We start from the raw sequence: 22,416 nt of genomic DNA, 5'->3' as shown, positions 1-22,416 counted from the left end.
TCAGACCGCGGCGCCCGGCGTCCAGCGTGCGGCGGTCTCGTCGCGCAGCATCTGGGAGTTGAGCCAGGGCTCGGGGATGCCGAGGCCCTCGACCAGCTCGAGCGCCTGCGGGCGCAGCTCGGCGCACAGCGTGTTGATCTGCGCGATGACGGCCTTGGCGCGGCCGGCCGACATCCGGTTGTGGGCCTGGAACCATCCCGCGTCGGCGTCGATGGAGCTCAGGGCGTAGAGCGTGCAGAGCCGCTCGAGCACCTCGCGCACCTGCTCGTCCTCGCACGCCTCGACGCCCGTGACGAAGGCCTCCAGCACGACGCGGTCCATGTGGGTGCGGGCGGCGAGGAGCACGTGGTCCTGCGCCGAGTTGAAGGCCTCGAAGGAGTCCCGGTCGTCGGCCCGGCGCCGCAGCCGGGTCGCGAGGGTCTCCAGGACGTGGCGCTCGCGGTCGGCGAACATCGCGAGGTGCCAGCCGCGGTCGAGCAGGGTGTCGTCCTCGCCCTTGCGGGCCGCCGCCGAGCGCAGCCGCTCGACGAGCGGCCGCGCGGCCGTGGCCTCGACGAACTGCCCGCCGAAGGCGCGAGCGGCGAACTGCACCATGCCGCGCATGTCGAGGTCGCCCCACATCTCCTTGTAGCCCGACAGCAGCCCCTTGGCCACCAGCTGCAGCAGCACCGTGTTGTCGCCCTCGAAGGTGGCGAAGACGTCGGCGTCGCCGCGCAGCGTGGTCAGGCCGTTCTCGGCGAGGTAGCCCGCGCCGCCGCACGCCTCCCGGCACATCTGGATGGTGTCGTTGCTGAACCGCGTCGTGACGGCCTTGAGCCCGGCGGCCCGGGTCTCCAGCTCGCGCTGCGCCTCCTGGTCCTTGGTCGGCATCTCGTGCAGCTCCTGCAGCCGATCGGTGAGCTCGTTGACCGCGAACATGTGGGCGTAGGCCGTGGCGATGCCGGGGATGAGCTTGCGCTGGTGGGCGAGGTAGTCCAGCAGGAGCACCTCGCCGTCGTGCCCGGGCGCGCTGAACTGGCGACGGCGCAGGGCGTAGCGGGTGGCGATCGACAGCGCCTTGCGGGACGCGGTGGCGGCGCCGGCTGCCACGCAGATGCGCCCGCGCACCAAGGTCCCGAGCATGGTGAAGAAGCGCTTGCCGTCGCTGTCGATGTCGGAGACGTAGCGTCCCTCGTCGTCGATCCCGCCGTAGCGGTTGAGCAGGTGGCTGCGGGGGACCCGCACCTGGTCGAAGGTGATCGTCCCGTTGTCCACCCCGGCCAGCCCGCCCTTGGCGCCGTTGTCGCCGAGCGTGACGCCGGGCGCGGGACGCCCGTCCTCGTCGCGGATCGGCACCACGACGACGTGCACGCCGTGCGACTCGCCGTCCACGACGAGCTGGCCGTAGACCGCGGCGACGTGCGCGTCGTGCGCGGCGGCGCCGATGTAGGTCTTGGTCGACGAGGGGGTGGGGGAGTGCACGACGATCTCGTCCGTGGCCGCGTCATAGGTATGCGTGGTCTCCAGCGACGCGACGTCGGAGCCGTGCCCGAACTCGGTCATGGCGTAGCACCCGACCTGCTCCATCGACAGGATGGGCGGCAGGAAGGTCTCGTGGTGCCACTGCGTGCCGAGCGCCGTGACCGCCCCGCCGTAGAGGCCGAAGTGGACCCCGGACTTCACGGTGAGCGACAGGTCGCCGTGGGCCGTCATCTCGAAGTCGACGCACGAGCGGCCGACGTCGTCCAGGCCCCCCTGGGCGACCGGGAAGCCGCTGCCGGCCATGCCCAGCTCGATCAGCCGCCGCAGGGCGTCGGTGGTCCACTCGCGCGCCTCGGGCATCGTGAGCTCGGGGTCGCGCACCATAGTCGAGGCGGGGACGGTCGCGCGGGCGAGGTCACGGACCGGGCCGTAGCGGCCGCCGGTCGCCCGGCGCAGGGCCTCACCGAGGTCGGTGAGCTCCTCGTCCGACTGCGGCCGGGTCGCCGCCGCGTCGGCGCTGGCGGGCATGCTGACGTCGGTGTCCGGCTGGGGGGTGTGGGTCTGCGGCTGGGCGGACGTGGTCATGGGCGGGGTCCTCCTGCGAGTGCGGGGCGGATGAGCTCGACGACGGCGTGGGTGGCCGCGTCGACGCTGAGCTGGGTGGTGCTGCGGCCGGTGAGGAAGTGGTCGGCGCTGGCGCGCACGAGCCCGACGATGCCGTGGCCCCAGGCCAGGGCCAGCGTGTCCGCCTCGTCCGCGCGACCGGTGTCGAGCAGGTGGCCGCGGATGGCGACGGCGATCTGCTCGCCGACCCGGTCGGTGAGGCGGTGGACCGGGTCGTCGGGGTCCCCCTCGGTGGTCTCCAGCGGTCGGGTCATGACGAAGCGGTAGATCTCCGGGTCCCGCTGCACCAGCGCGAGGTAGGAGCGCACCATGGCCTCGATCCGGGTGACGACGTCGCCGCCGTGCTGCTGCGCGGCCTCCAGGTCGGTGAGGACGTTCTCGTCGACGGCCTGCACGACGGCGCCGTAGAGACCGGCGCGGTCGCCCAGGTGGCGGTAGAGCACGGTCTTGCTCGTCCCGGCCTGCGCGGCGATCTCGTCCATGCCGACGCCCGCGCCGTGGCGGCGGATCGCCTTGAGGGCGGCCTCCACGAGCTGCCGGCGGCGGCGCGTGCGGTGCGCCTCCCAGCGTGAGTCCCGCCCGTCGCGAGGCTCGGCCACGGTCCGGCCTGCACCGTCGGTCTGGATCGTCATACCCTCGAGAGTACCGCGTACCCGCTGTATCGGCTACAGTCGGTATCAGATAGATGCCCCGTCGTGACCTGCCCGCGAGGAGAACCCCATGCCCGACCAGCTCACCGATGCCGTCATCCTCGGCGGCAACCGGATCCCGTTCGGCAAGGCGGGGGGTGCCTACGCCGATGCCTCCAACCAGGCCATGCTCACCTCCACCCTCGACGGGCTCGTCGCCCGCTTCGGTCTGGCGGGCGAGCGCCTCGGCGAGGTCGCCGCGGGCGCCGTCCTCAAGCACGCGCGGGACTTCAACCTCACCCGCGAGGCGGTCCTCGGGTCGGCGCTGGCCGCGACGACCCCGGCCTACGACCTGCAGCAGGCCTGCGGCACCGGTCTGGAGACGGTCATCCAGGTCGCCAACAAGATCCGGCTGGGGCAGGTCGACTCCGGCGTCGCCGGTGGTGTCGACTCGGCCAGCGACGCGCCCATCGCCGTCGGGGAGGGGCTGCGCAAGGCTCTGCTGGGCGCCAGCAGGGCCCGCACGCCGATGGCCCGGGTCAAGGCGCTGGCCTCGGTCCGGCCGGGCGACCTGGCCCCGGAGACGCCGCGCAACGCGGAGCCGCGGACCGGGCTGTCCATGGGGGAGCACCAGGCGCTGACCGCCCGCGAGTGGGGCATCACCCGGGAGGCGCAGGACGAGCTCGCCGCCGCCAGCCACCACCAGCTCGCGGCCGCGTGGGACTCCGGCTTCTTCGACGACCTCGCCACCGGCTTCCTGCGGCTCTCCCGCGACGAGGGGCTGCGGCCGGACACCTCGGTCGACAAGCTCGCCGGGCTGTCCCCGGTCTTCGGCAAGGGCGAGGGCGCGACGATGACCGCCGGCAACTCGACGCCGCTGTCCGACGGCGCCGCGCTGGTCCTCCTCGGGAGCCCGCAGTGGGCCGCGGAGCACCGGCTGCCCGCCCTGGCGCGCTTCGTCGACGCCGAGGTCGCGGCCGTGGACTACGTGTCCGGTGACGAGGGCCTGCTCATGGCCCCCGCGTACGCCGTGCCCCGGCTCCTCGCCCGGCAGGGGCTGACCCTCGACGACATCGACCGGTTCGAGATCCACGAGGCCTTCGCCTCCACGGTCCTGGCCACCTTGGCCGCCTGGGAGTCCGAGGAGTTCTGCACCGGCAGGCTGGGGCTGGACGGCCCGCTCGGCCGGGTGGACCGCAGCCGGCTCAACGTGCACGGCTCCTCGCTCGCCGCCGGGCACCCGTTCGCCGCCACCGGCGGCCGCATCGTGGCCACCCTGGCCAAGATGCTCCACGACCTGGGGCCCGGCTCGCGCGGGCTCATCTCCGTCTGCGCGGCCGGCGGCCAGGGTGTCGTCGCGATCCTGGAAGGGTGCTGACATGGCCGACCTGATGCAGCTGCTGACCACCAACCCGCTCGCCAAGCAGCTCGGGGTGCCGCAGGCGACCCGGCTGCGGCGCGGACGCGAGCTGCCCTCCGGGCCGGTGGCCGTCGGCGCCGTCGGCGGGGGCACGCTGGCCGTGCGCACCCTGGAGCTGCTCGGGGTGCCGACCCGCGTGGCCCTCGTCGACCGCCCCGAGACCCGCGTCAGCGAGACCACCGACGACGGACGGACCCGCGAGGTGCCCGAGGCATACCCCGGCAGCATCGGCGCCCTGGTGGTCGACGCCACCGGCGCGACCTCGATCCCCGACCTCGAGGTCGTGCGGGGGCTGCTGCGCCCGGCGATGAAGGGCCTGGAGCGCTCGGGTCGGGTCGTCGTCCTGGGCCTCGAGCCGGAGACCGCCGGGGCGCCCACCGCGGTGGCGACGCAGCAGGCGCTCGAGGGCGTCGTGCGCAGCGTCGGCAAGGAGCTGCGCGGAGGTGCCACGGCCAACCTCGTGCGGGTCGACCTGCTCACCGCCGAGCCGACCTCGCCGTCGGAGCTCGCCTCCACCCTGCTCTTCCTGCTCCAGGGGCGCTCGGCCTACGTCTCCGGCCAGGTGCTGCACGTGGGCCACGGCGCCCGCGACCCGCAGGTCGAGGAGGTGCTGGCCGAGCGTCCCTACGAGGGACGGGTCGTCGTCGTCACCGGGGCCGGCCGCGGCATCGGCGCCGGGATCGCGCGCACCCTCGCCCGGGACGGGGCGCTGGTCGTCGCGGTGGACGTGCCGGCCGGGGGGCAGGGGCTCGCCGAGGTCGCCAACAGCATCGGCGGCACCGCGCTCCAGCTCGACATCACGGCGCCGGACGCGGGCGCGCGCATCGCGGCGCACGTCGCCCAGCGCTTCGGCGACATGGGGCGCATCCACGCGATCGTCCACAACGCCGGCATCACCCGCGACAAGCTGCTGGCCAACACCGACGAGGAGCGCTGGGGCAGCGTCCTGGAGGTCAACCTGGCGGCCCAGATCCGCATCAACCAGGTGCTCCTGGACGCCGGGCTGCCCGGGGGTCTCGACGACGGCGGCCGCATCGTCGGGGTCGCCTCGACCTCGGGCATCGCGGGCAACCGCGGGCAGGCCAACTACGCCGCGTCCAAGGCGGGGGTCATCGGCCTCGTCCGGGCGATGGGGGCCGACCCCCGCCTGGCCGCGCGCAGGATCACCGTCAACGCGGTGGCCCCCGGCTTCATCGAGACGGAGATGACCGGCCGGATGCCGGTGGCCACCCGGGAGGTGGCGCGGCGCATCAACAGCCTGCAGCAGGGCGGCCGACCGGTCGACGTCGCCGAGGCCATCGGCTACCTCGCCGACCCGGCCAGCTCGGCGGTCACCGGCGAGGTGCTGCGCGTCTGCGGCCAGAGCCAGATCGGGGCGTGAGCGGGGTGGACGTCGACGTCGAGCTGCTCGACCGGACGCCCCGGGTGGCGACCTCCTTCGCGACCGGGGTCGCCACCGGGCTGGGCCGACCCGGCGCCCGCGGCGAGCTGCCCGGGCGACGGCTCGTGCTCCCCGGCGTCCGGCAGGACGTGCCGAGGCTCGCCGGGTTCTGCGAGGTCACCGGGGGCCTGCTGGCCGACACCGTGCCGGCCACCTGGCTGCACGTCCTCACCTTCCCGCTCCAGGTCCGGCTCATGTCCGCCCGGGACTTCCCCTTCCCCATGCTCGGCATGGTGCACGTCGGCAACCGGATGAGGGTGCACCGCCCGGTGCGGGTGACCGAGGAGCTCACCCTGTCCACCTGGGCCGAGCACCTCGCGCCGCACCGCAAGGGCAGCACCGTCGACCTCGTCGGGGAGGTCCGCGTCGCCGACGAGGTGGTCTGGGAGGGGCGCAGCACCTACCTCGTGCGCGGCGCCACGCCCCCCGGCCCGCCCGCCGAGCGGGCGCCGTCGTCAGCGGCCGGCGCCGGCGCCGACGGGCCGCCCGAGGGCCCGGCCGGCCCCGGCGCCGACGGGTCGCCGCAGGGCCCGGCCGGCCCCGGCGCCGACGGGCCTGGGCGCCAGGTCGCGCTGTGGCGTCTGCCGGCCGACCTCGGGCGCTCCTACGCCCGGGTGGCGGGCGACGCCAACCCGATCCACCTCTCGGCGCTCAGCGCCAAGGCGTTCGGCTTCCCCCGGGCCATCGCCCACGGCATGTGGACGCACGCGCGCGTGCTGGCGGCCGTGCAGCCGCGCCTGCCGCAGCGCTATGCCGTCTCGGCGACCTTCGTCAAGCCGATCCTGCTGCCCTCGACGGTGGTGCTGCGCACCGGCGCGGAGGGGCTCGGCGACCTCGCCGTGACCGATCGCGACGGCTCGAGGACGCACCTGTCGATGCAGGTCGACGGGCGGGTCTGAGCGGTGCTCGTGGCCGTCGTGCCCGTTTTGGAAACGCCCGCCGGCCTCGTGTAAAGTTGCGTCTCGCTGCCTGCGGGCCTCCGCCCGTCAGGATCGACAGCCCGCCCCTATAGCTCAGTCGGTAGAGCGTCTCCATGGTAAGGAGAAGGTCAACGGTTCGATTCCGTTTGGGGGCTCTGGTGAGCCGGTTCGCCGGGCGCCGCGAGGCGGAGTAGCTCAGCTGGTTAGAGCGCACGACTCATAATCGTGAGGTCGCGGGATCGAGCCCCGCCTCCGCTACCACGTACCGGGTAGGTACGGACCGCACAAGCACAGATCCACACCGAGAGCAGGTTGCACCGTGGCTAAGTCCACCGACGTTCGCCCCAAGATCACCATGGCGTGCACGGAGTGCAAGGAGCGCAACTACATCACCAAGAAGAACCGGCGGAACAACCCCGACCGGCTCGACATGGCGAAGTTCTGCCCGCGCTGCGGCAAGCACACCGCGCACCGCGAGACCCGCTGACCCACCCGTCGGCAACGACGACCAGGCCGTCACCCGCACCGGGTGGCGGCCTTCGTCATACCTGACCGCGCTCCGGGCCAGGAGGGTGGATCGCTAGGCTGGGCCGTATGCCCGTCAACCCTGACTACGCCGGTCGTGAGTACCCCCCGGCCGGCCCCTTCGAGGTCACCCGCGAGCAGCTCGCCGCCTTCGCCGACGCGGTCGGGGCCAGCAGCCCCGCCCACCGCGACCCGGAGGCGGCCCGCGCCATGGGGCACGCCGACGTCGTCGCCCCGCCGACCTTCGCGGTCCGCCTCGCGCAGGCGTGCGAGGCGCAGCTGGTCGAGGACCCCGGGGCGGGCATCGACTTCTCCCGCGTGGTGCACGGCCAGGAGGGCTTCGTGCACCACCGCCCGATCACGGCCGGCGACAGCCTGACCGGCACGCTGCACGTCGACACCATGCGCGAGGCCGGCGGGCACGGCATGGTGGCCACCCGCGTGGAGCTGGTCGACGCCGCCGGGGCGGCGGTCACGACGGTGACCTCGACCATCGTGGTCCGGGGGGAGGGCTGATGAGCGACCTCACCCGCACCGTGACCGTCGACCGCGCCCGTCTCGTGGCGTACGCCGACGCCTCCGGCGACCACAACCCGATCCACCAGGACGCCGACGTGGCCCGCCGGGTCGGTCTGCCCGACGTCATCGCGCACGGCATGTGGACCATGGGTGCCGCGCTCGAGGTCGTCACCGACTACGTCGGCGGCGACCCGGCCCGGATCCTGTCCTGCCAGACCCGGTTCACCGGGATGGTGGTCGTGCCGGAGGGGGAGACCGTCGAGGTGCTCGTCACGGGTGTGGTGAAGAAGGTCGACGAGGCCGCGGGCACCCAGACGCTGGAGCTGAGCGCGACGTGCGCGGGGGAGAAGGTGCTCGGCCGCTGCCAGGCGGTGGTGCGCCCGCTCGGGGCCCAGGCGTGAGAGCGCCGGAGCCGCGGGGTGCCGAGACCGGTGCCCCGAGCCTGGACGATGCTGTCCCGGCGGGCACGACCCTCGCCGAGCTGACGACCATGCGGGTGGGCGGGGCGCCCCGGCGGCTCGTCACCGCGCGCACCGAGGCCGAGCTCATCGAGGCCGTGCGCGGGTGCGACGAGGCCGGTGAGCCGCTGCTGGTCGTCGGTGGCGGGTCCAACCTCGTGGTCGCCGACGCCGGGTTCCCCGGCACCGTCGTCCTGGTGCGTACCCGCGGGATCGAGGTCCCGCACGACTCGGCCTGCGGCGGGGTGAGCGTGACGGTCGCCGCCGGCGAGGACTGGGACGAGCTCGTCGCCCGGGCTTGCGCGCAGGGGTGGTCGGGGATCGAGGCGCTCTCCGGCATACCCGGGTCGACCGGCGCGACGCCGGTCCAGAACGTCGGGGCCTACGGGCAGGAGGTCGCGCAGACCGTGGCCCGGGTGCGGGTGTGGGACCGCGTCGAGCAGCGCGTCCGGACGATGTTCGCCGGCGACCTCGGCTTCGCCTACCGGCACTCCGTGCTCAAGGAGTCGATGCTCGGGCCGGAGGCCGCCCCGGGGACGGTGACCCCGCGCTACGTCGTGCTCACCGTCACCTTCTCGCTGCGCCCCACGGAGCTGTCCCAGCCCGTCGGGTACGCCGCGCTCGCCGACGGCCTCGGGGTCGCCCTGGGGGAGCGCGTGCCGCTGGCCCGGGCCCGGGAGGCGGTGCTGGAGCAGCGACGCCGTCGGGGCATGGTGCTCGACGCGCAGGATCACGACACGTGGTCCTGCGGCTCCTTCTTCACCAACCCGGTGCTGTCGCGGGAGGAGCTGCAGCAGGTGCGGCTGCGGGCCGAGGAGAGCGTCGGTCAGGACCGACGCTCCGCGGTCCCCCCGACCTACCCGACGGACCGCGAGCAGCTCGTCAAGACCTCCGCCGCGTGGCTCATCGAGCACGCGGGCTTCGGCCGGGGGTTCGGCTCGAGGAGCGGGCGCCCCGCCGGCCTGTCCACCAAGCACACGCTCGCGGTGACCAACCGTGGCCAGGCGAGCGCGGCCGACGTCCTGGCGATCGCCCGCGAGGTCCGGGACGGGGTCGAGCAGACGCTCGGGGTGCGGTTGGTCAACGAGCCCGTGCTCGTGGGCCTCACGCTGTGAGGGCTGGCCCCGCCCTCTCGCGCCGCCGGCCAGGTGCGCGACCCCGGGGGTAGGGGCCACGATGACCTCATGAGACGTCACCGGCAGCCCGTCGCGCTCCTCTCCGCCCTCCTCGGCGTCGGGCTCGCCGTCTCCGGGTGCGGGACCGAGGGCACCGACCCCGCCGGCGGAGCCGTCACGCAGACGTCCACGCCGGGAGCCGACGCCGAGGAGGTGGTCGGCACCGGCATCGTCATGCAGCGCTCTGCGGACGCACCCCCCGAGCTGTGCGTCGGGCCGATCGCCGAGTCGATGCCGCCCCAGTGCCGGGGGCCGGTGCTGGCGGGCGAGTTCGACTGGGAGGACGTGGAGGCGCGCCAGCAGGGCGAGGTCCGCTGGACCGACGAGACGTACTACGGAGTCGGCACCTACGCGCCCGACGGTGGGGAGCAGGGCACGTTCACGCTGACCCGGCCCCTCACCGCCGAGCAGCCGCAGGGCTACCCGCCGCTCCGCGTCGACGGGGGATGATCCCGGGGTCGTCCCCACGGCATCACCCCGGGGCGGGTCGCGGAGGCAGGTGCCGCGCGTCGTCCCCGAGGGAGGGTCCACCCGCCGTTCCGGAGGCAGGGTCCACTCGCCGTTCCGGAGGCAGGGTCCACTCGCCGTTCCGGAGGCAGGGACCCGGCCCCCGTCCTACCCGGACCCCGTCCTACCCGGGCCAGCGCGGGCTCTCGTCCGGGGCGTCCGGCCGGGGTCTCCTCCCGTACCGGGTCCCCGGCGGGATGGCGAACCCCTCCGCGGTCCAGCGTGGTGCTGGGCCCGGGCTGCGTCCGCCGAAGTAGTCGTGGAACCACCACCACCGCGGCCCGTACGTGCTCGGCCGCACGGCGCGATGGGCGGGGAACCGCCGACCGGAGCGGTCGGTGGCGAGCAGGTCGGTCTCCTCCCAGCGGACCACCGGCATACCGTCGGGGCCGAGCACCGCCAGGCCCACCCCGGCCCGGCGCAGCAGCGCGAGGCAGGCGTCGAGGCTGAGCTGCTCGGCGTGGCGCTCTGCCCGTGCCACCAGGCTCTGGGGGATGCCCCAGCTCTCGGCCAGCGCCCGCTGGCTCCATCCGCGCTCGCGGCGAAACGCGCGCAGCGCCAGCCCCACCTGCTCGACGGGGCCCGGTGACGGCGGTCCGGCCACGTCCGCTCGAGCCAAGGAGACGAGCCCACCCGGGTCATCAGCGGCCCCGTCCGGCCGTGCCTCGCCCCCGCCTGGCTGCGCCCGGCCCTCGTCCGGCTGTGTCCCGCCGTCGCCCGGCTGTGCCCGGGCCTCACCTGGCTGTGCCTCGCTGTCGTCCGGCTGTGCCCCACCGGCGTCGATCGCCGCCATCTGTCCTCCCACCCCCGGGTGCCGTGCCGTCACCCTGCCCGACCCGCACCGCTACGCGCCACCGTCGCGCACCGCCCTGTGGACGGCACCCCACCGTCGCGCCCCTTGGGGAAATCCCACGCCGCCGGACCACCCCCGCCGGAGACGTCACACTGAGTCAGCCCCCGGATCAGCCCGCCCCTGAGCCTCCAGGCGAATCACCGGCGAGCTGAGGCTGACACCGCATCACCCCGCCCCTGAGTCACCAGCAGGCTCAGCCCGCCGTTGATCCAGGAGGCGGCTCAACGGCGGGCTGATTCGTCTGGGGAGTCACGGTGACGTCTCCGGCAGGGGTGTCCGGTGGAGGGTCCGCGGACGCGGGCCGCGCGGGGGAGAGCCGCGGGCCCAGAGGTCAGGTGGGGGGTGCGGGGGTGTCGAGCCAGGCGTCGACCTCGGCGAGCAGCCGGCGTCGGGTCGCCGGGGAGGCCACCGAGCCCTCGATGGAGCCACGGGCCAGCAGCGCGAGGGCGCCGTCGTCGAGCCCGTGGTCGACCCTGGCGGAGACGTACTGGTCGGCGAGGCGGGTGCCGAAGAGCAGCGGGTCGTCCGCGCCGAGCGCGACCCGCGCACCCACCTCGAGCAGCCGGCGCAGCGGCACGGCGGCGAGGTGGGCGTAGACCCCCAGCGCCACGTTGCTCCCGGGGCAGACCTCGAGCGTCACCTGCTCCTCGACCACCCGCGCCAGCACGGACTCGTCCTCGACCGCGCGGATGCCGTGGCCCAGCCGGTCCGGGAGGAGGTGGTCGAGCGCGACTGCGACGTGGTCGGCGCCCAGCAGCTCACCGGCGTGCGGAACGCTGGCGAGGCCCGCCTTGGCCGCGATGCGGAAGGCCGGCTCGAAGTCACCGGTCCAGCCACGCCGCTCGTCGTTGGACAGGCCGAAGCCGACGACCGTCCCGGCGGCGTCACCGGCGTGCCGGGCCGCGAGGCGGGCGAGGGCGCGGGCGTCCAGGGGGTGCCGCATGCGGGAGGCCGCCACGACCACCGCGACCTGGGTCGGGCCCGCCGCGGAGACCGCCCGCGCCTCGTCGAGCACGATCTCCAGGGCCGGGGTCAGACCACCGACGAAAGGAGCGTATGACGTGGGGTCGACCTGGATCTCCAGCCACCGCGACCCCTCGGCGGCGTCGTCCTCGGCCGCCTCGCGCACGATGCGACGCATGTCCGCCTCGTCGCGCACGACAGCACGGGCGGCGTCGTAGAGGCGCTGGAACCGGAACCAGCCGCGCTCGTCGTGGCCGGACAGCCGGGGTGGCCACTGGCTGGTCAGGGCGTGCGGCAGGTGCAGGCCGTGCTTGTCCGCGAGGTCACGCACGGTGTCCACCCGCATCGACCCGGTGAAGTGCAGGTGCAGGTGGGCCTTGGGCAGCGCGAGCAGCGAGCGCGTGCGTCCAGGCATCCCCCCAGGGTAGACGGGGGATGGCCCCCTGGGAGAGGTCCCCACCCCTCGCTAGAGTCGCTGCCGTGACCGTGATCCAGACGACGGCGCTGACCAAGCGCTACGGCTCCGCCCAGGTGCCTGCGCTCGACGACCTCAGCATCGAGGTCGGCGACGGGGTGACCGGTCTGGTCGGTGCCAACGGGGCGGGCAAGTCCACGCTCATCAAGATCCTCCTCGGCCTGCTGGCCCCGTCCTCCGGCTCCGCGAGCGTGCTGGGCCACGACATCCAGGGGTCGGGGGAGCAGATCCGCCGGGCCGTGGGCTACATGCCCGAGCACGACTGCCTGCCCCCCGACATGCGCTGCATCGACTTCGTGGTCCACATGGGCCGGATGTCCGGTCTGCCGCCGGCGCCTGCCCGCGAGCGGGCTGCCGACGTCTTGCGGCACGTCGGGCTCGCCGAGGAGCGCTACCGCCTCATGGGCGGCTACTCCACCGGCATGAAGCAGCGGGCCAAGCTCGCCCAGGCCCTCGTCCACGACCCCGAGCTGGTGATGCTCGACGAGCCCACCAACGGTCTGGACCCCGCCGCGCGGGACGACATGCTGGCCCTCGTGCACCGCATCGGGCACGACTTCGGCATACCGGTCCTCGTGACCTCGCACCTGCTCGGCGAGCTCGAGCGCATCAGCGACCACGTCGTCGTCCTGGACGGGGGGCGGCTGCTCCGCTCGGAGGCGACCCGCAGCTTCCTCGCCGACACCGGCACGGTCCTGGTGGAGGTCACCGGCGAGGGGGACGCGCAGCAGCGCATGGGCGAGGCCCTGGCGGCGCGCGGGCTGAGCTGCCGTCCGCACGGCGGCCTCATCGAGATCGACCCCGCCGCGGTCGGGGAGGACGGCGAGGCCGCCGCGGCGGCCCACGACCGGCTGCGCGACCTCGTCCGCGACACCGCGGCCGACCTCGACCTCGGGCTGGTGCGCGTCCAGGCCCGCACGGGCCGCCTCGAGGACGTCTTCCGCGACGAGGTGCCGGCATGAGCGCCCACGACAGCGCCGGGGTCATCCACGACATCGGCTACCGCCGGTATGCCGGGGAGCGCACCTCGCGCGCCGGCATCATCCGGGCGCTGCTGGCCTCCGGGGTCCTGGCCGTCTTCGGTTTCGGCCGCTCGGGCAAGGCCAAGGTGCTGCCCTTCGCCCTGCTGGGCATGACGCTCGTCCCCGCGGTCATCCAGGTGGGGATCATGAGCATCATCGGCCTCTCCGCGGACCTGCTCAACTACTCCGCCTACAACGCCGGCTCCTCCTTCCTCGTCGTGCTCTTCGTCGCGGCCCAGGCGCCGGTGCTCTTCAGCCGCGACCTGCGATCCGGTGTCATCAGCCTCTACCTCGCCCGCCCCCTGGGCGCCACGGCGTTCGCGCTGACCCGGTGGGCCTCCCTGGTGCTGGCCATCCTGGCCTTCGTGCTCACCCCGCTGCTCGTGCTCTTCATCGGCGGGCTCGCCGCCGGCGCCAGCCTGCAGGAGGAGCTGCCGCGGGTCGCGGTGGCCCTCGCCGGGGCCGTGCTGCTCGCCATGCTGGTCGCCACCGTCGCCTCCCTCGTCGCCTCCTGGACGCTGCGTCGGGGCCTGGCCATCGCCGGCTCGATCATGGTCCTGCTCGTCGGGCTCGGCGTGACCGCCGGGCTGCAGGAGGTCGCCAGCACCGAGGGCGCCACGAGCCTGGCGCACTGGGCGGCCCTGCTGTCCCCCTTCGTGCTCGTCGACTCGGTGCAGGTGGCGCTCGGCGACGCCACCAGCCAGTTCCCCGCCCCGGCCGACACCGTCACGACCGGCCTGTTGCTGCTCGCCAGCGCCCTCGCCCTCATGCTCCTCGGGATCGCCCTGCTCGTGCGCCGCTACCGCAGCAAGGGGGCGTGATGACCGACCTCACCCTCACCGGTGTCTCCCGGTGGTACGGCAACGTCGTCGCCGTCAACGACGTCACCATGTCCATCCGTCCCGGCGTCACCGGCCTCCTCGGGCCCAACGGCGCGGGGAAGTCGACCCTCATCGCCATGATGGCCGGCTTCCTGGCCCCCTCCGCGGGGGACATCCGCCTCGGCGAGGCGCCCGTGTGGCGCAACGTCGGCGCCTACCGCGACCTGGGCCTGGTGCCCGAGCGGGAGGTGAGCTTCTCCTACCTCACCGGCCGCGCCTTCGTGCAGGCCTCCGCCGAGCTCCACCGGCTCGCCGACCCGCGTGCCGCGACGGCGCGGGCGCTGGCGGAGGTGGACCTCGTGGACGCCGCGGACCGGCCGATCAGCACCTTCTCCAAGGGCATGCGGCAGCGCGCCAAGCTCGCTTCCGCGCTCGTGCACGAGCCGACGGTGCTGCTGCTGGACGAGCCGTTCAACGGCGTCGACCCCCGGCAGCGCATGCACCTCATGGAGCTGCTGACCCGGATGGGGGAGCAGGGCCGCACCGTGCTCTTCTCCAGCCACATCCTCGAGGAGGTCGAGCAGATCGCCCGCCAGATCGAGGTCGTCGTGTCGGGGCGGCACGCGGCCAGCGGGGACTTCGGCGCCATCCGGCGGCTCATGACCGACCGCCCCAGCCACTACGTGGTCCGCTCCAGCGACGACCGGGGCCTGGCCTCGATGCTCATGGGCCTGACCGGGGTGCGCTCGGTCGCGCTCGGCCGGGTGGGTACCGGGGAGGCGATCACGGTGGAGGTGACCGACATGGGCCAGTTCACCCTGGCCCTGCCCCGCCTGGCGCGCTCGGCCGGCATCACGGTGCGCGAGCTGGCCCCCTCGGACGAGAGCCTGGAGTCGGTGTTCACCTACCTGGTGCAGTCATGAACCTCACCATCATGCGCCTCGCGCTGCAGGCCCTCGTGGGTCAGCGCCGCGGCCTGGTCATCCTCGCCCTGCCGGTGCTCCTCATCGCCCTGGCCGGCGTGCTCCGCGCGCTGACCGGCGAGCCTGTCTCGGCCAACGCCGTCGTCGTCGAGGTCGGGATCGCGCTCGTGGTGCCGCTCGTGGCGCTGCTCGCGGCCAACGGCGTCCTCGGGCCGGAGATCGACGACGGCTCGGTCGTCTACCTCCTGTCCACACCGGTGAGCAGGTATGCCGTGGCCGCGTCCAAGTTCGTCGTCGCCGCCGGCGTCGCCGCCGTGGCCGCGGTCACCGGGCTCCTGGGGGCCACGCTCGCCGGCGGGCTCAGCGGTCGGTGGGTCGTGGTCTCGGTCGTCGTGGGGGCCGGTGGGGCGGTCCTCTACACGGCGCTGTTCAGCGCGATCGCCGCCGCCACGCGGCACGGGATGATCGCCGGCCTCGTCTACGTCACCGTGGTCGAGAGCCTGCTCGGCCGGTTCCTCAGCGGCTTCCGCTACGTCTCCGTGCGGGCCTTCGCCGAGCGGCTGGGGGAGGTGGCCGCCGACGTCGACCTGCCGGTGTCCGACCTCTCGACGACCTACGCGGTCATCGCCTCGCTCGTGCTGCTGGTCGTGGGCGTCGGCGCGGCCGGCTGGCGGCTGGCCCGCTTCCAGCTCAAGGGCGACGAGTAGCCTGCGCGCCGGCCGGTCCGGGGTGACGGGCCCGGCGCCAGGCCCGTCTGAGCGAGGTCAGCACGGCACGGTCCAGCGGCGCGAACTCCCGCGAGATGGTGGGGCCGGGCAGCGCCCGGCCACCCTGCTCGTCGCGCCACCGCGCGTGCTGCGCCGCCCGGGCGGGGGCGTCGAGCACCTGCAGGATGCGGTCCACGGCGCGCAGGATCGAGCCCCGCAGCAGCCACTGGTCGGTCGGCCCGCCGCCGGACTCCATGAGCATGAGCTCGGTGAGGATGGCACGGGTCTCCCGCAGCAGCTCCATGTTGTCGTCGAGCAGGACCCGGCGCCGCTCCGGGTCCCCGCTGGTCTCGGCCTCCACCAACGCCCCGAAGGAGTCGATGCAGCTGCCGACGTCGCGCAGCACGACCGCGACCGCCGCCCGCACCTCGTCGGAGAACTCCGGCGTGCTGTCCACGTCGGCGTCCCGGGCCTCGTGGCCCAGGGCCACGAACAGCGCGCGGGTCGCGGCGGCGCAGTCCTGGAGGGAGTCCAGGCCCGAGCGCAGCAGCGGGCTCACGTCGGCGCGGCCGATGGTGCGGGTGTTCCACTGCCACATCTCGCTGACCCGCCCGACGAGCTCGCCCGCCCGGCCCAGGTCGTCACCGACGTCCCGGGCGGCGCGCAGGTGGGCGGCGATCGACTCTCCCGTGACCGTGCCCTCGTCGATGTCGTCGGCCGCCGCGGCGAACACCTCGGCCTGGCGTCGGGCCACGGTCCGCACGGAGGCGGCGGCCGCGCCGACCGGGATGGCCGGGGGCCACAGCAGCGGCAGCAGGATGCCCACGGCGGCGCCGATGAGCGTGGTGAGCACCCGCGTCTCGGCCGCGGTGTTCTGCAGCGACGCCCCGAGGATGAGCATGCCGCTGATCGGGGTCTCCAGCGCCTGCGGTCCCAGCCGCAGGAGGCTGCCGAGCAGCAACGAGACGAAGATGACCAGGCCCAACGACCACCAGGTGAGACCGAACCAGATCGAGACGACGAGGGCGACGCCGATGCCGGTGAGCACCGCGCCCACCCGCACCATCCCCATGCGCAGGGAGCCGGTCGCGCTCGCCTGGGTGACGAGGATCGCGGTGAGCGAGCAGGTGAGGTCGATCGGCCCCACCGTCACCGCCCGGGTGATGACGTAGGCCAGCACGGCGGCCGTGGTCACCCGCACCAGGTTCATCCAGTCGGGCCGCCACGCGAGGACCAGGGCGCGCCACCCGTCGGTCACCCACGCCCGCGCCCGGGCGGAGTGCGGGGCGAGGCGGGGCATACGCTCATCACACCACGCGCACCCCGGCGGGGGAAGGCCGCGTGACCTGCAGATTGCATATTTATACGGGGTCGCGCATACACTCGTGCCATGTCCAAGGTCTTGACGAGCATCCCTGTCGGTGAACGTGTCGGGATCGCCTTCTCCGGCGGTCTGGACACCTCGGTCGCGGTCGCGTGGATGCGTGAGAGGGGCGCCGTGCCCTGCACCTACACGGCCCACATCGGTCAGTACGACGAGACCGACATCGACGGGGTGCCCGGCCGCGCGGCCGAGTATGGCGCGCAGATCGCCCGGCTCGTCGACTGCCGGCCCGAGCTCGTCGAGGAGGGCCTCGTGGCCCTGGCCTGCGGCGCCTTCCACATCCGCTCCGGCGGCCGCACCTACTTCAACACCACCCCGCTGGGCCGCGCCGTCACCGGCACCATGCTCATCCGGGCGATGAAGGAGGACGAGGTCCACATCTGGGGGGACGGCTCGACCTACAAGGGCAACGACATCGAGCGCTTCTACCGCTACGGCCTGCTCGCCAACCCCCAGCTGCGCATCTACAAGCCGTGGCTGGACGAGGCCTTCGTGCACGAGCTCGGTGGCCGGGACGAGATGAGCCAGTGGCTCTCCGAGCGCGACCTGCCCTACCGCGCGAGCAAGGAGAAGGCCTACTCCACCGACGCCAACATCTGGGGTGCCACCCACGAGGCGAAGAAGCTGGAGCACCTCGACGTCGGGATGGAGGTGGTCGAGCCGATCATGGGGGTGCCCTTCTGGGACCCGGAGGTCGACATCCCGACCGAGGACGTCACCGTCGCCTTCGAGCACGGGCGGCCGGTCTCGATCAACGGCGAGGACTTCGGTGGCGACGCGGTCGCGCTGGTGATGGAGGCCAACGTCATCGGTGGTCGGCACGGGCTCGGCATGGCCGACGAGATCGAGAACCGGATCATCGAGGCCAAGTCGCGGGGCATCTACGAGGCGCCGGGGATGGCGCTGCTGCACATCTGCTACGAGCGGCTCGTCAACGCCATCCACAACGAGGACGTCACCGCGGCCTACCACACCCAGGGCCGGGCCCTGGGGCGGCTCATGTACGAGGGGCGCTGGCTGGACCCGCAGGCGCTGATGATCCGGGAGTCGCTGCAGCGCTGGGTCGCCTCCGCGGTGACCGGCGAGGTGACGCTGCGGCTGCGCCGGGGCGAGGACTACACCATCGTCGCCACGGACGGCCCGGCCTTCAGCTACCACCCCGACAAGCTGTCGATGGAGCGGGTGACGAACGCCGCCTTCGGCCCCACCGACCGGATCGGTCAGCTGACCCTGCGCAACCTCGACATCGCCGACTCGCGGGCCCGGCTGGAGCAGTACGTCTCCATGGGCCTGCTGGGCGTCGGGGCGGCAGCGGCACCGGGCGCGGAGCAGAACGGCCGTCCCGAGGGCGTGCTCGGCGCCGAGGAGCCCTCCCGGCTGGGCCTGGCCACGACCTCGCTGGTCGGCGAGCTCACCCCCGGTGGTGCGGACCGGATCGCCGGCGGCGTCGGGCCGACCGAGGACGAGGAGGAGTCGCTGGACTGGGCGGCCATGGAGTTCGGCACCGACTGACCGGGGCGCGGACGCCAGACCGCCCGCTCGTCCTGCTGCCAGGACGGGCGGGCGGTCGTCGTCCCGGCGTCGACCGGGGAGAGGTCAGCGGGCCTCGGCGAGCAGCGCCTGGATCCGGCTGACGCCCTCCTCCAGGTCGTCGTCACCGAGGGCGTACGACAGCCGGAGGTAACCGCTGGGCCCGAAGGCCTCGCCGGGCACCACCGCGACCTCGACCTCCTCGAGGATGAGGGCGGCCAGCTCCACGGAGGTGCGCGGCGTGCGGCCGCGGATCTCCCTGCCGAGCACGCCCTCGACCGAGGGGTAGGCGTAGAACGCCCCCTGCGGCACCGGGCACTCGACCCCGTCGATCGCGTTGAGCATCTCGACCATCCGGCGACGGCGCCGGTCGAAGGCGACCTTCATCTCCTCGACCGCGTCCAGGCTGCCCTCGAGCGCCGCGATCGCGGCCCGCTGCGAGACGTTGGCGACGTTGGACGTCGCGTGGCTCTGCAGGTTGGTCGCGGCCTTGATGACGTCGGTCGGGCCGATCATCCAGCCGACCCGCCAGCCGGTCATCGCGTAGGTCTTGGCCACCCCGTTGAGCACCACGCAGGTGTCGGCCAGCTCGGGCACGAGCACCGGCATCGAGGGGGCCTGCGCGCCGTCGTAGAGCAGGTGCTCGTAGATCTCGTCGGTGATGACCCAGATGCCGTGCTCCAGCGCCCAGCGGCCGATCGCCTCGACCTGCTCGGTCGGGTAGACCGCGCCGGTCGGGTTCGACGGCGAGCAGAACAGCAGGGCCTTGGTGCGCTCGGTGCGCGCGGCCTCCAGCTCCTCCACGGTGACCAGGTAGGCCCCGGCCTCGGCGTCGGCGCCGGCGAAGACCTCGACCGGGCTCCCGCCGGCGAGCCGGATCGACTCAGGGTAGGTCGTCCAGTAGGGGGTCGGCAGGATGACCTCGTCGCCGGGGTCGAGCAGCGCCGCGAAGGTGTTGTAGACCGCCTGCTTGCCACCGTTGGTGACCAGCACGTTGGCCGGCTCCACGACGTACCCGGAGTCCCGGCGCGTCTTGGCGACGATCGCCTCCTTGAGCGCGGGGAGGCCGCCGGCGGGGGAGTAGCGGTGGTTGACCGGGTCCGAGCAGGCGTCGACGGCCGCCTGCACCACGTAGTCGGGCGTGGGGAAGTCCGGCTCGCCGGCGCCGAAGCCGATGACGGGTCGGCCCTGGGCCTTGAGGGCCTTGGCCTTGGCGTCGACGGCCAGGGTGGCCGACTCGGCGATGGATCCGATGCGGGTGCTGATGCGGGTCTGCTCGCTCACGTGACCCATCATGGCATCGACGCTTCACGTGGCGTCAGCCCCCGCCCGTCTTTGCCCAACGCGTCGGCCGTCCCGTATGCTGACCCTTCGGGTGTTCGCACCGTGCGCCAGCCTGCCTCCCAGCAGCGGGTCGGCGTCGCGAGGACCTGGTGAAGGGCAATAGCTCAATTGGTAGAGCACCGGTCTCCAAAACCGGCGGTTGGGGGTTCGAGTCCCTCTTGCCCTGCGTGACCGGGAGGCGCCCCGCCCCCCGGGAGATCTCAACCAGCGACAGGAAGGCGAGCCGTGGCCGACTCCGCCCGCGACACCGACGGTGTTGCCCGCAGCCAGGCCGGCGCCGGTCCGGGTGGGCGCCCGGCGACCTTCGTCGAGCAGGTCATGGCCGAGCTGCGCAAGGTCGTCCAGCCCACGCGCAACGAGCTCATCACCTACACGATCGTCGTCTTCGTCTTCGTGCTGGTGATGATGGCGTTCGTCTTCGGTCTGGACCAGCTGTTCCAGTGGCTGGTCGGTCTCGTCTTCGGGGCCTGACCGCGAGCAGCACCCGGTGCCGATCGGCGCCGCGACACGACATTGAGGAAGTAGGGCATGTCCGAGCAGACCCCCGACCACGACGAGGTCACCGCCGAGCAGTCCGTGCAGGACGCCGACGTGGAGGCCGCCGAGCGTCACGACGGTGACGACCCGGCCGACCCCGTGGAGGAGGCCGTCTACGGCGAGGACGACGAGGTGGCCTCCGAGGAGCCCGCGGACGCCGAGGAGGTCCTCGAGGCGGTCGACCCGCTGGAGGAGTTCACCTCGGTCCTGCGCGGCAAGTTCGGCGACTGGTTCGTCATCCACTCCTACGCCGGCTACGAGAACCGGGTCAAGCACAACCTGGAGACCCGGATCACCAGCCTCAACATGGAGGACTACATCTTCGAGGTGGAGGTCCCCATGGAGGAGGTGACCGAGATCAAGAACGGCCAGCGCAAGCAGGTGCGCCGGGTGCGGATGCCCGGCTACGTCCTCGTGCGCATGGAGCTGACCGACGAGTCCTGGGGCGCCGTCCGGCACACGCCGGGCGTCACCGGCTTCGTCGGCAACGCCCACCAGCCGGTGCCGCTGAGCATCGACGAGGTCGTCTCGATGCTGGCCCCGAAGTTCGACACCCCGACCCCGGCGCCCAGCGCCGCGGGCGACGGCGGCGCGACCTCGGACGACGGCTTCAGCCGCCCGGCCCAGCCGCAGGTCGACTTCGAGGTCGGCGAGTCGGTCACCGTCATGGAGGGCCCGTTCGAGACGCTGCCCGCCACGATCTCCGAGATCCTGCCCGAGAGCAACAAGCTCAAGGTGCTGGTCTCGATCTTCGGCCGCGAGACCCCCGTCGAGCTGTCGTTCAACCAGGTCGCCAAGATCTGATCCCCCCCGGGGGACCTCGTCCCCCGACCCCGCCGTCACCGGCCGGTGCACGGCATGCAACCGGGTCATCGCCCAGGGCGTCGGCCCACGATCCAAGGAGAGCACCATGCCCCCCAAGAAGAAGGTCTCCGGCTTCATCAAGCTGCAGATCCAGGCCGGCGCCGCCACCCCGGCCCCGCCCGTCGGCCCCGCGCTGGGTCAGCACGGCGTCAACATCATGGAGTTCGTCAAGGCGTACAACGCCGCGACGGAGTCCCAGCGTGGCAACGTCATCCCGGTCGAGATCACGGTCTACGAGGACCGCTCGTTCACCTTCATCACCAAGACCCCGCCGGCCGCCGAGCTCATCAAGAAGGCGGCGGGCGTCGGCAAGGGCTCCGGCGAGCCGCACAAGACCAAGGTCGGCACGCTGACGGACGCCCAGCTCAGCGAGATCGCCGAGATGAAGATGGCCGACCTCAACGCCAACGACCTGGACATGGCCAAGCGCATCATCGCTGGCACCGCCCGGTCGATGGGCATCACCACCAGCTGAACCTCCGGGGTATGCCCTCCGCCCACCGGGCGGACGGCATACCCCGAACCCTGTGGCAGGGCCTGCTTCGGCCCGTCCGACCACAGCTCCACCATCACCACGAGGAGTGACACATGAAGCGCAGCAAGGCCTACCGCGCCTCCGCGGAGAAGCTCGCCGAGGGGTCGTTCTACACCCCCCGCGAGGCGATCCGCCTGGCCAAGGAGACCAGCACCACGAAGTACGACGCGACCGTCGAGGTCGCCCTGCGCCTGGGCGTCGACCCGCGCAAGGCCGACCAGCTCGTCCGCGGCACCGTCAACCTGCCCGGCGGCACCGGCAAGACGGCCCGGGTGCTCGTCTTCGCCAACGGCGACAAGGCGCAGGCCGCCCTGGACGCCGGCGCCGACTACGTCGGCTCGGACGACATGATCGAGCGCGTCTCCGGCGGCTGGACGGACTTCGACGCCGTCGTCGCCACCCCGGACCTCATGGGCAAGGTCGGCCGCCTGGGCAAGGTGCTCGGCCCCCGCGGGCTCATGCCCAACCCCAAGACCGGCACCGTCACGATGGACACCGGCAAGGCCGTGTCCGACATCAAGGGCGGCAAGATCGAGTTCCGGGTGGACAAGCACGCCAACCTCCACTTCATCATCGGCAAGACCTCCTTCGACGAGGCGACCCTCGCGGAGAACTACGCCGTCGCGATCGAGGAGATCCTGCGGCTGAAGCCGACCAGCTCCAAGGGTCGCTACGTCACCAAGGCGACGATGTCGACGACGATGGGCCCGGGCATCCCCCTGGACCCCGCGCGCGTCGCCAGCGTCCTGGAGACCGCGCCGGCCGAGTGAGACCCGCCT

Annotated in this window: 23 protein-coding genes and 3 tRNA genes; 20 read left to right on the top strand and 6 right to left on the bottom strand. The window is 73.3% G+C overall.

Annotation, left to right across the window (positions count from 1 at the left end; translation table 11 throughout):
* Positions 1-2,046 (bottom strand): acyl-CoA dehydrogenase family protein, encoded by a 2,046-nt coding sequence (locus FHD63_RS11540; RefSeq protein WP_139722183.1) that lies wholly within the window; start codon positions 2,044-2,046, stop codon positions 1-3.
* A complete protein-coding gene (locus FHD63_RS11535; RefSeq protein ID WP_139722182.1) occupies positions 2,043-2,717 on the bottom strand; it encodes a TetR/AcrR family transcriptional regulator in 675 nt (224 codons plus the stop codon). Before FHD63_RS11535 ends, FHD63_RS11540 begins: the two co-directional genes overlap by 4 nt.
* An 88-nt stretch (positions 2,718-2,805) precedes the next feature.
* Between FHD63_RS11535 and FHD63_RS11530 the strand changes: the two genes are divergently transcribed.
* The 10 genes from FHD63_RS11530 to FHD63_RS11485 all read left to right on the top strand — a co-directional run bounded on the left by FHD63_RS11530 (position 2,806) and on the right by FHD63_RS11485 (position 9,622).
* Positions 2,806-4,092 (top strand): acetyl-CoA C-acetyltransferase, encoded by a 1,287-nt coding sequence (locus FHD63_RS11530; RefSeq protein WP_139722181.1) that lies wholly within the window; start codon positions 2,806-2,808, stop codon positions 4,090-4,092.
* Between the two features lies 1 nt (position 4,093).
* Positions 4,094-5,515: a 3-oxoacyl-ACP reductase gene (locus FHD63_RS11525; protein WP_139722180.1), complete on the top strand. Its 1,422-nt coding sequence runs from the start codon at positions 4,094-4,096 to the stop codon at positions 5,513-5,515.
* Positions 5,512-6,474, top strand: a complete 963-nt coding sequence (locus FHD63_RS16180; protein ID WP_202978371.1) for a MaoC/PaaZ C-terminal domain-containing protein — start codon at positions 5,512-5,514, stop codon at positions 6,472-6,474. The genes FHD63_RS11525 and FHD63_RS16180 overlap by 4 nt, the downstream gene beginning before the upstream one ends.
* A 103-nt stretch (positions 6,475-6,577) precedes the next feature.
* Positions 6,578-6,650: transfer RNA gene (locus FHD63_RS11515), tRNA-Thr, on the top strand.
* A gap of 29 nt (positions 6,651-6,679) precedes the next feature.
* Positions 6,680-6,756, top strand: a tRNA-Met gene (locus tag FHD63_RS11510).
* 58 nt (positions 6,757-6,814) lie between these two features.
* Complete coding sequence (rpmG, locus tag FHD63_RS11505; protein WP_010148718.1) at positions 6,815-6,982, top strand: 50S ribosomal protein L33; 168 nt, start codon at positions 6,815-6,817, stop codon at positions 6,980-6,982.
* 107 nt (positions 6,983-7,089) lie between these two features.
* Complete coding sequence (locus FHD63_RS11500; RefSeq protein WP_139722179.1) at positions 7,090-7,536, top strand: FAS1-like dehydratase domain-containing protein; 447 nt, start codon at positions 7,090-7,092, stop codon at positions 7,534-7,536.
* Positions 7,536-7,940: a MaoC/PaaZ C-terminal domain-containing protein gene (locus tag FHD63_RS11495; RefSeq protein ID WP_139722178.1), complete on the top strand. Its 405-nt coding sequence runs from the start codon at positions 7,536-7,538 to the stop codon at positions 7,938-7,940. Before FHD63_RS11500 ends, FHD63_RS11495 begins: the two co-directional genes overlap by 1 nt.
* 89 nt (positions 7,941-8,029) lie before the next feature.
* Positions 8,030-9,112 carry a UDP-N-acetylmuramate dehydrogenase gene (locus FHD63_RS11490; protein WP_139723107.1) on the top strand — a complete coding sequence of 361 codons (1,083 nt, stop codon included), beginning with the start codon at positions 8,030-8,032 and terminating at the stop codon, positions 9,110-9,112.
* A 69-nt stretch (positions 9,113-9,181) separates the two neighbouring features.
* The gene (locus FHD63_RS11485; protein WP_139722177.1) at positions 9,182-9,622 is read left to right on the top strand and encodes a hypothetical protein; all 441 of its coding nucleotides are present in this window, start codon (positions 9,182-9,184) and stop codon (positions 9,620-9,622) included.
* A gap of 181 nt (positions 9,623-9,803) precedes the next feature.
* On the opposite strand, the gene FHD63_RS11480 is transcribed toward FHD63_RS11485, so the two are convergent.
* Positions 9,804-10,472, bottom strand: a complete 669-nt coding sequence (locus tag FHD63_RS11480) for a helix-turn-helix domain-containing protein (protein ID WP_139722176.1) — start codon at positions 10,470-10,472, stop codon at positions 9,804-9,806.
* A 391-nt stretch (positions 10,473-10,863) separates the two neighbouring features.
* The gene (locus FHD63_RS11475) at positions 10,864-11,910 is read right to left on the bottom strand and encodes an adenosine deaminase (protein WP_139722175.1); all 1,047 of its coding nucleotides are present in this window, start codon (positions 11,908-11,910) and stop codon (positions 10,864-10,866) included.
* 65 nt (positions 11,911-11,975) lie between these two features.
* Between FHD63_RS11475 and FHD63_RS11470 the strand changes: the two genes are divergently transcribed.
* Genes FHD63_RS11470 through FHD63_RS11455 form a run of 4 tightly spaced genes read left to right on the top strand, consistent with a single transcriptional unit; the run spans position 11,976 to position 15,443 of the window.
* Positions 11,976-12,932: an ABC transporter ATP-binding protein gene (locus FHD63_RS11470; protein WP_238705640.1), complete on the top strand. Its 957-nt coding sequence runs from the start codon at positions 11,976-11,978 to the stop codon at positions 12,930-12,932.
* A complete protein-coding gene (locus FHD63_RS11465; protein WP_139722174.1) occupies positions 12,929-13,813 on the top strand; it encodes a hypothetical protein in 885 nt (294 codons plus the stop codon). The genes FHD63_RS11470 and FHD63_RS11465 overlap by 4 nt, the downstream gene beginning before the upstream one ends.
* The gene (locus FHD63_RS11460; RefSeq protein ID WP_139722173.1) at positions 13,813-14,736 is read left to right on the top strand and encodes an ABC transporter ATP-binding protein; all 924 of its coding nucleotides are present in this window, start codon (positions 13,813-13,815) and stop codon (positions 14,734-14,736) included. Before FHD63_RS11465 ends, FHD63_RS11460 begins: the two co-directional genes overlap by 1 nt.
* Positions 14,733-15,443 (top strand): ABC transporter permease, encoded by a 711-nt coding sequence (locus FHD63_RS11455; RefSeq protein ID WP_139722172.1) that lies wholly within the window; start codon positions 14,733-14,735, stop codon positions 15,441-15,443. Before FHD63_RS11460 ends, FHD63_RS11455 begins: the two co-directional genes overlap by 4 nt.
* On the opposite strand, the gene FHD63_RS11450 is transcribed toward FHD63_RS11455, so the two are convergent.
* Positions 15,427-16,743 (bottom strand): FUSC family protein, encoded by a 1,317-nt coding sequence (locus FHD63_RS11450; protein WP_139722171.1) that lies wholly within the window; start codon positions 16,741-16,743, stop codon positions 15,427-15,429. The genes FHD63_RS11455 and FHD63_RS11450 overlap by 17 nt on opposite strands.
* A 90-nt stretch (positions 16,744-16,833) precedes the next feature.
* Here FHD63_RS11450 and argG point away from each other — a divergent pair, with 90 nt between their 5' ends.
* Positions 16,834-18,339, top strand: coding sequence for an argininosuccinate synthase (argG, locus tag FHD63_RS11445; RefSeq protein WP_139722170.1), 1,506 nt, complete (start codon positions 16,834-16,836; stop codon positions 18,337-18,339).
* Positions 18,340-18,423: 84 nt separating this feature from the next.
* Here argG and FHD63_RS11440 read toward each other — a convergent pair whose 3' ends face one another.
* Positions 18,424-19,650, bottom strand: coding sequence for a pyridoxal phosphate-dependent aminotransferase (locus FHD63_RS11440; RefSeq protein ID WP_170215646.1), 1,227 nt, complete (start codon positions 19,648-19,650; stop codon positions 18,424-18,426).
* Positions 19,651-19,794: 144 nt separating this feature from the next.
* On the opposite strand from FHD63_RS11440, the gene FHD63_RS11435 reads away from it, so the two are divergent.
* The 5 genes from FHD63_RS11435 (at position 19,795) to rplA (ending at position 22,407) form a co-directional block, all read left to right on the top strand.
* A tRNA-Trp gene (locus FHD63_RS11435) sits at positions 19,795-19,867 on the top strand.
* 59 nt (positions 19,868-19,926) lie between these two features.
* Positions 19,927-20,172, top strand: a complete 246-nt coding sequence (gene secE, locus FHD63_RS11430) for a preprotein translocase subunit SecE (RefSeq protein ID WP_139722168.1) — start codon at positions 19,927-19,929, stop codon at positions 20,170-20,172.
* Between the two features lie 57 nt (positions 20,173-20,229).
* Entirely contained in the window at positions 20,230-21,042 is an 813-nt protein-coding gene (nusG, locus tag FHD63_RS11425; RefSeq protein WP_139722167.1) for a transcription termination/antitermination protein NusG, read from the top strand.
* A gap of 106 nt (positions 21,043-21,148) precedes the next feature.
* On the top strand, positions 21,149-21,577 hold the full coding sequence (gene rplK / locus FHD63_RS11420; protein ID WP_139722166.1) for a 50S ribosomal protein L11: 429 nt from the start codon (positions 21,149-21,151) through the stop codon (positions 21,575-21,577).
* Positions 21,578-21,690: 113 nt separating this feature from the next.
* Positions 21,691-22,407: a 50S ribosomal protein L1 gene (gene rplA / locus FHD63_RS11415; RefSeq protein WP_139722165.1), complete on the top strand. Its 717-nt coding sequence runs from the start codon at positions 21,691-21,693 to the stop codon at positions 22,405-22,407.
* The last annotated feature ends 9 nt before the right edge of the window (positions 22,408-22,416 follow it).

The organism is Serinicoccus chungangensis, assembly GCF_006337125.1.
GTDB classification, from domain to species: Bacteria; Actinomycetota; Actinomycetes; order Actinomycetales; family Dermatophilaceae; genus Ornithinicoccus; species Ornithinicoccus chungangensis.
Note: the sequence above shows the minus strand (reverse complement) of the source record. Positions and strands in the feature narration are given on the sequence as shown.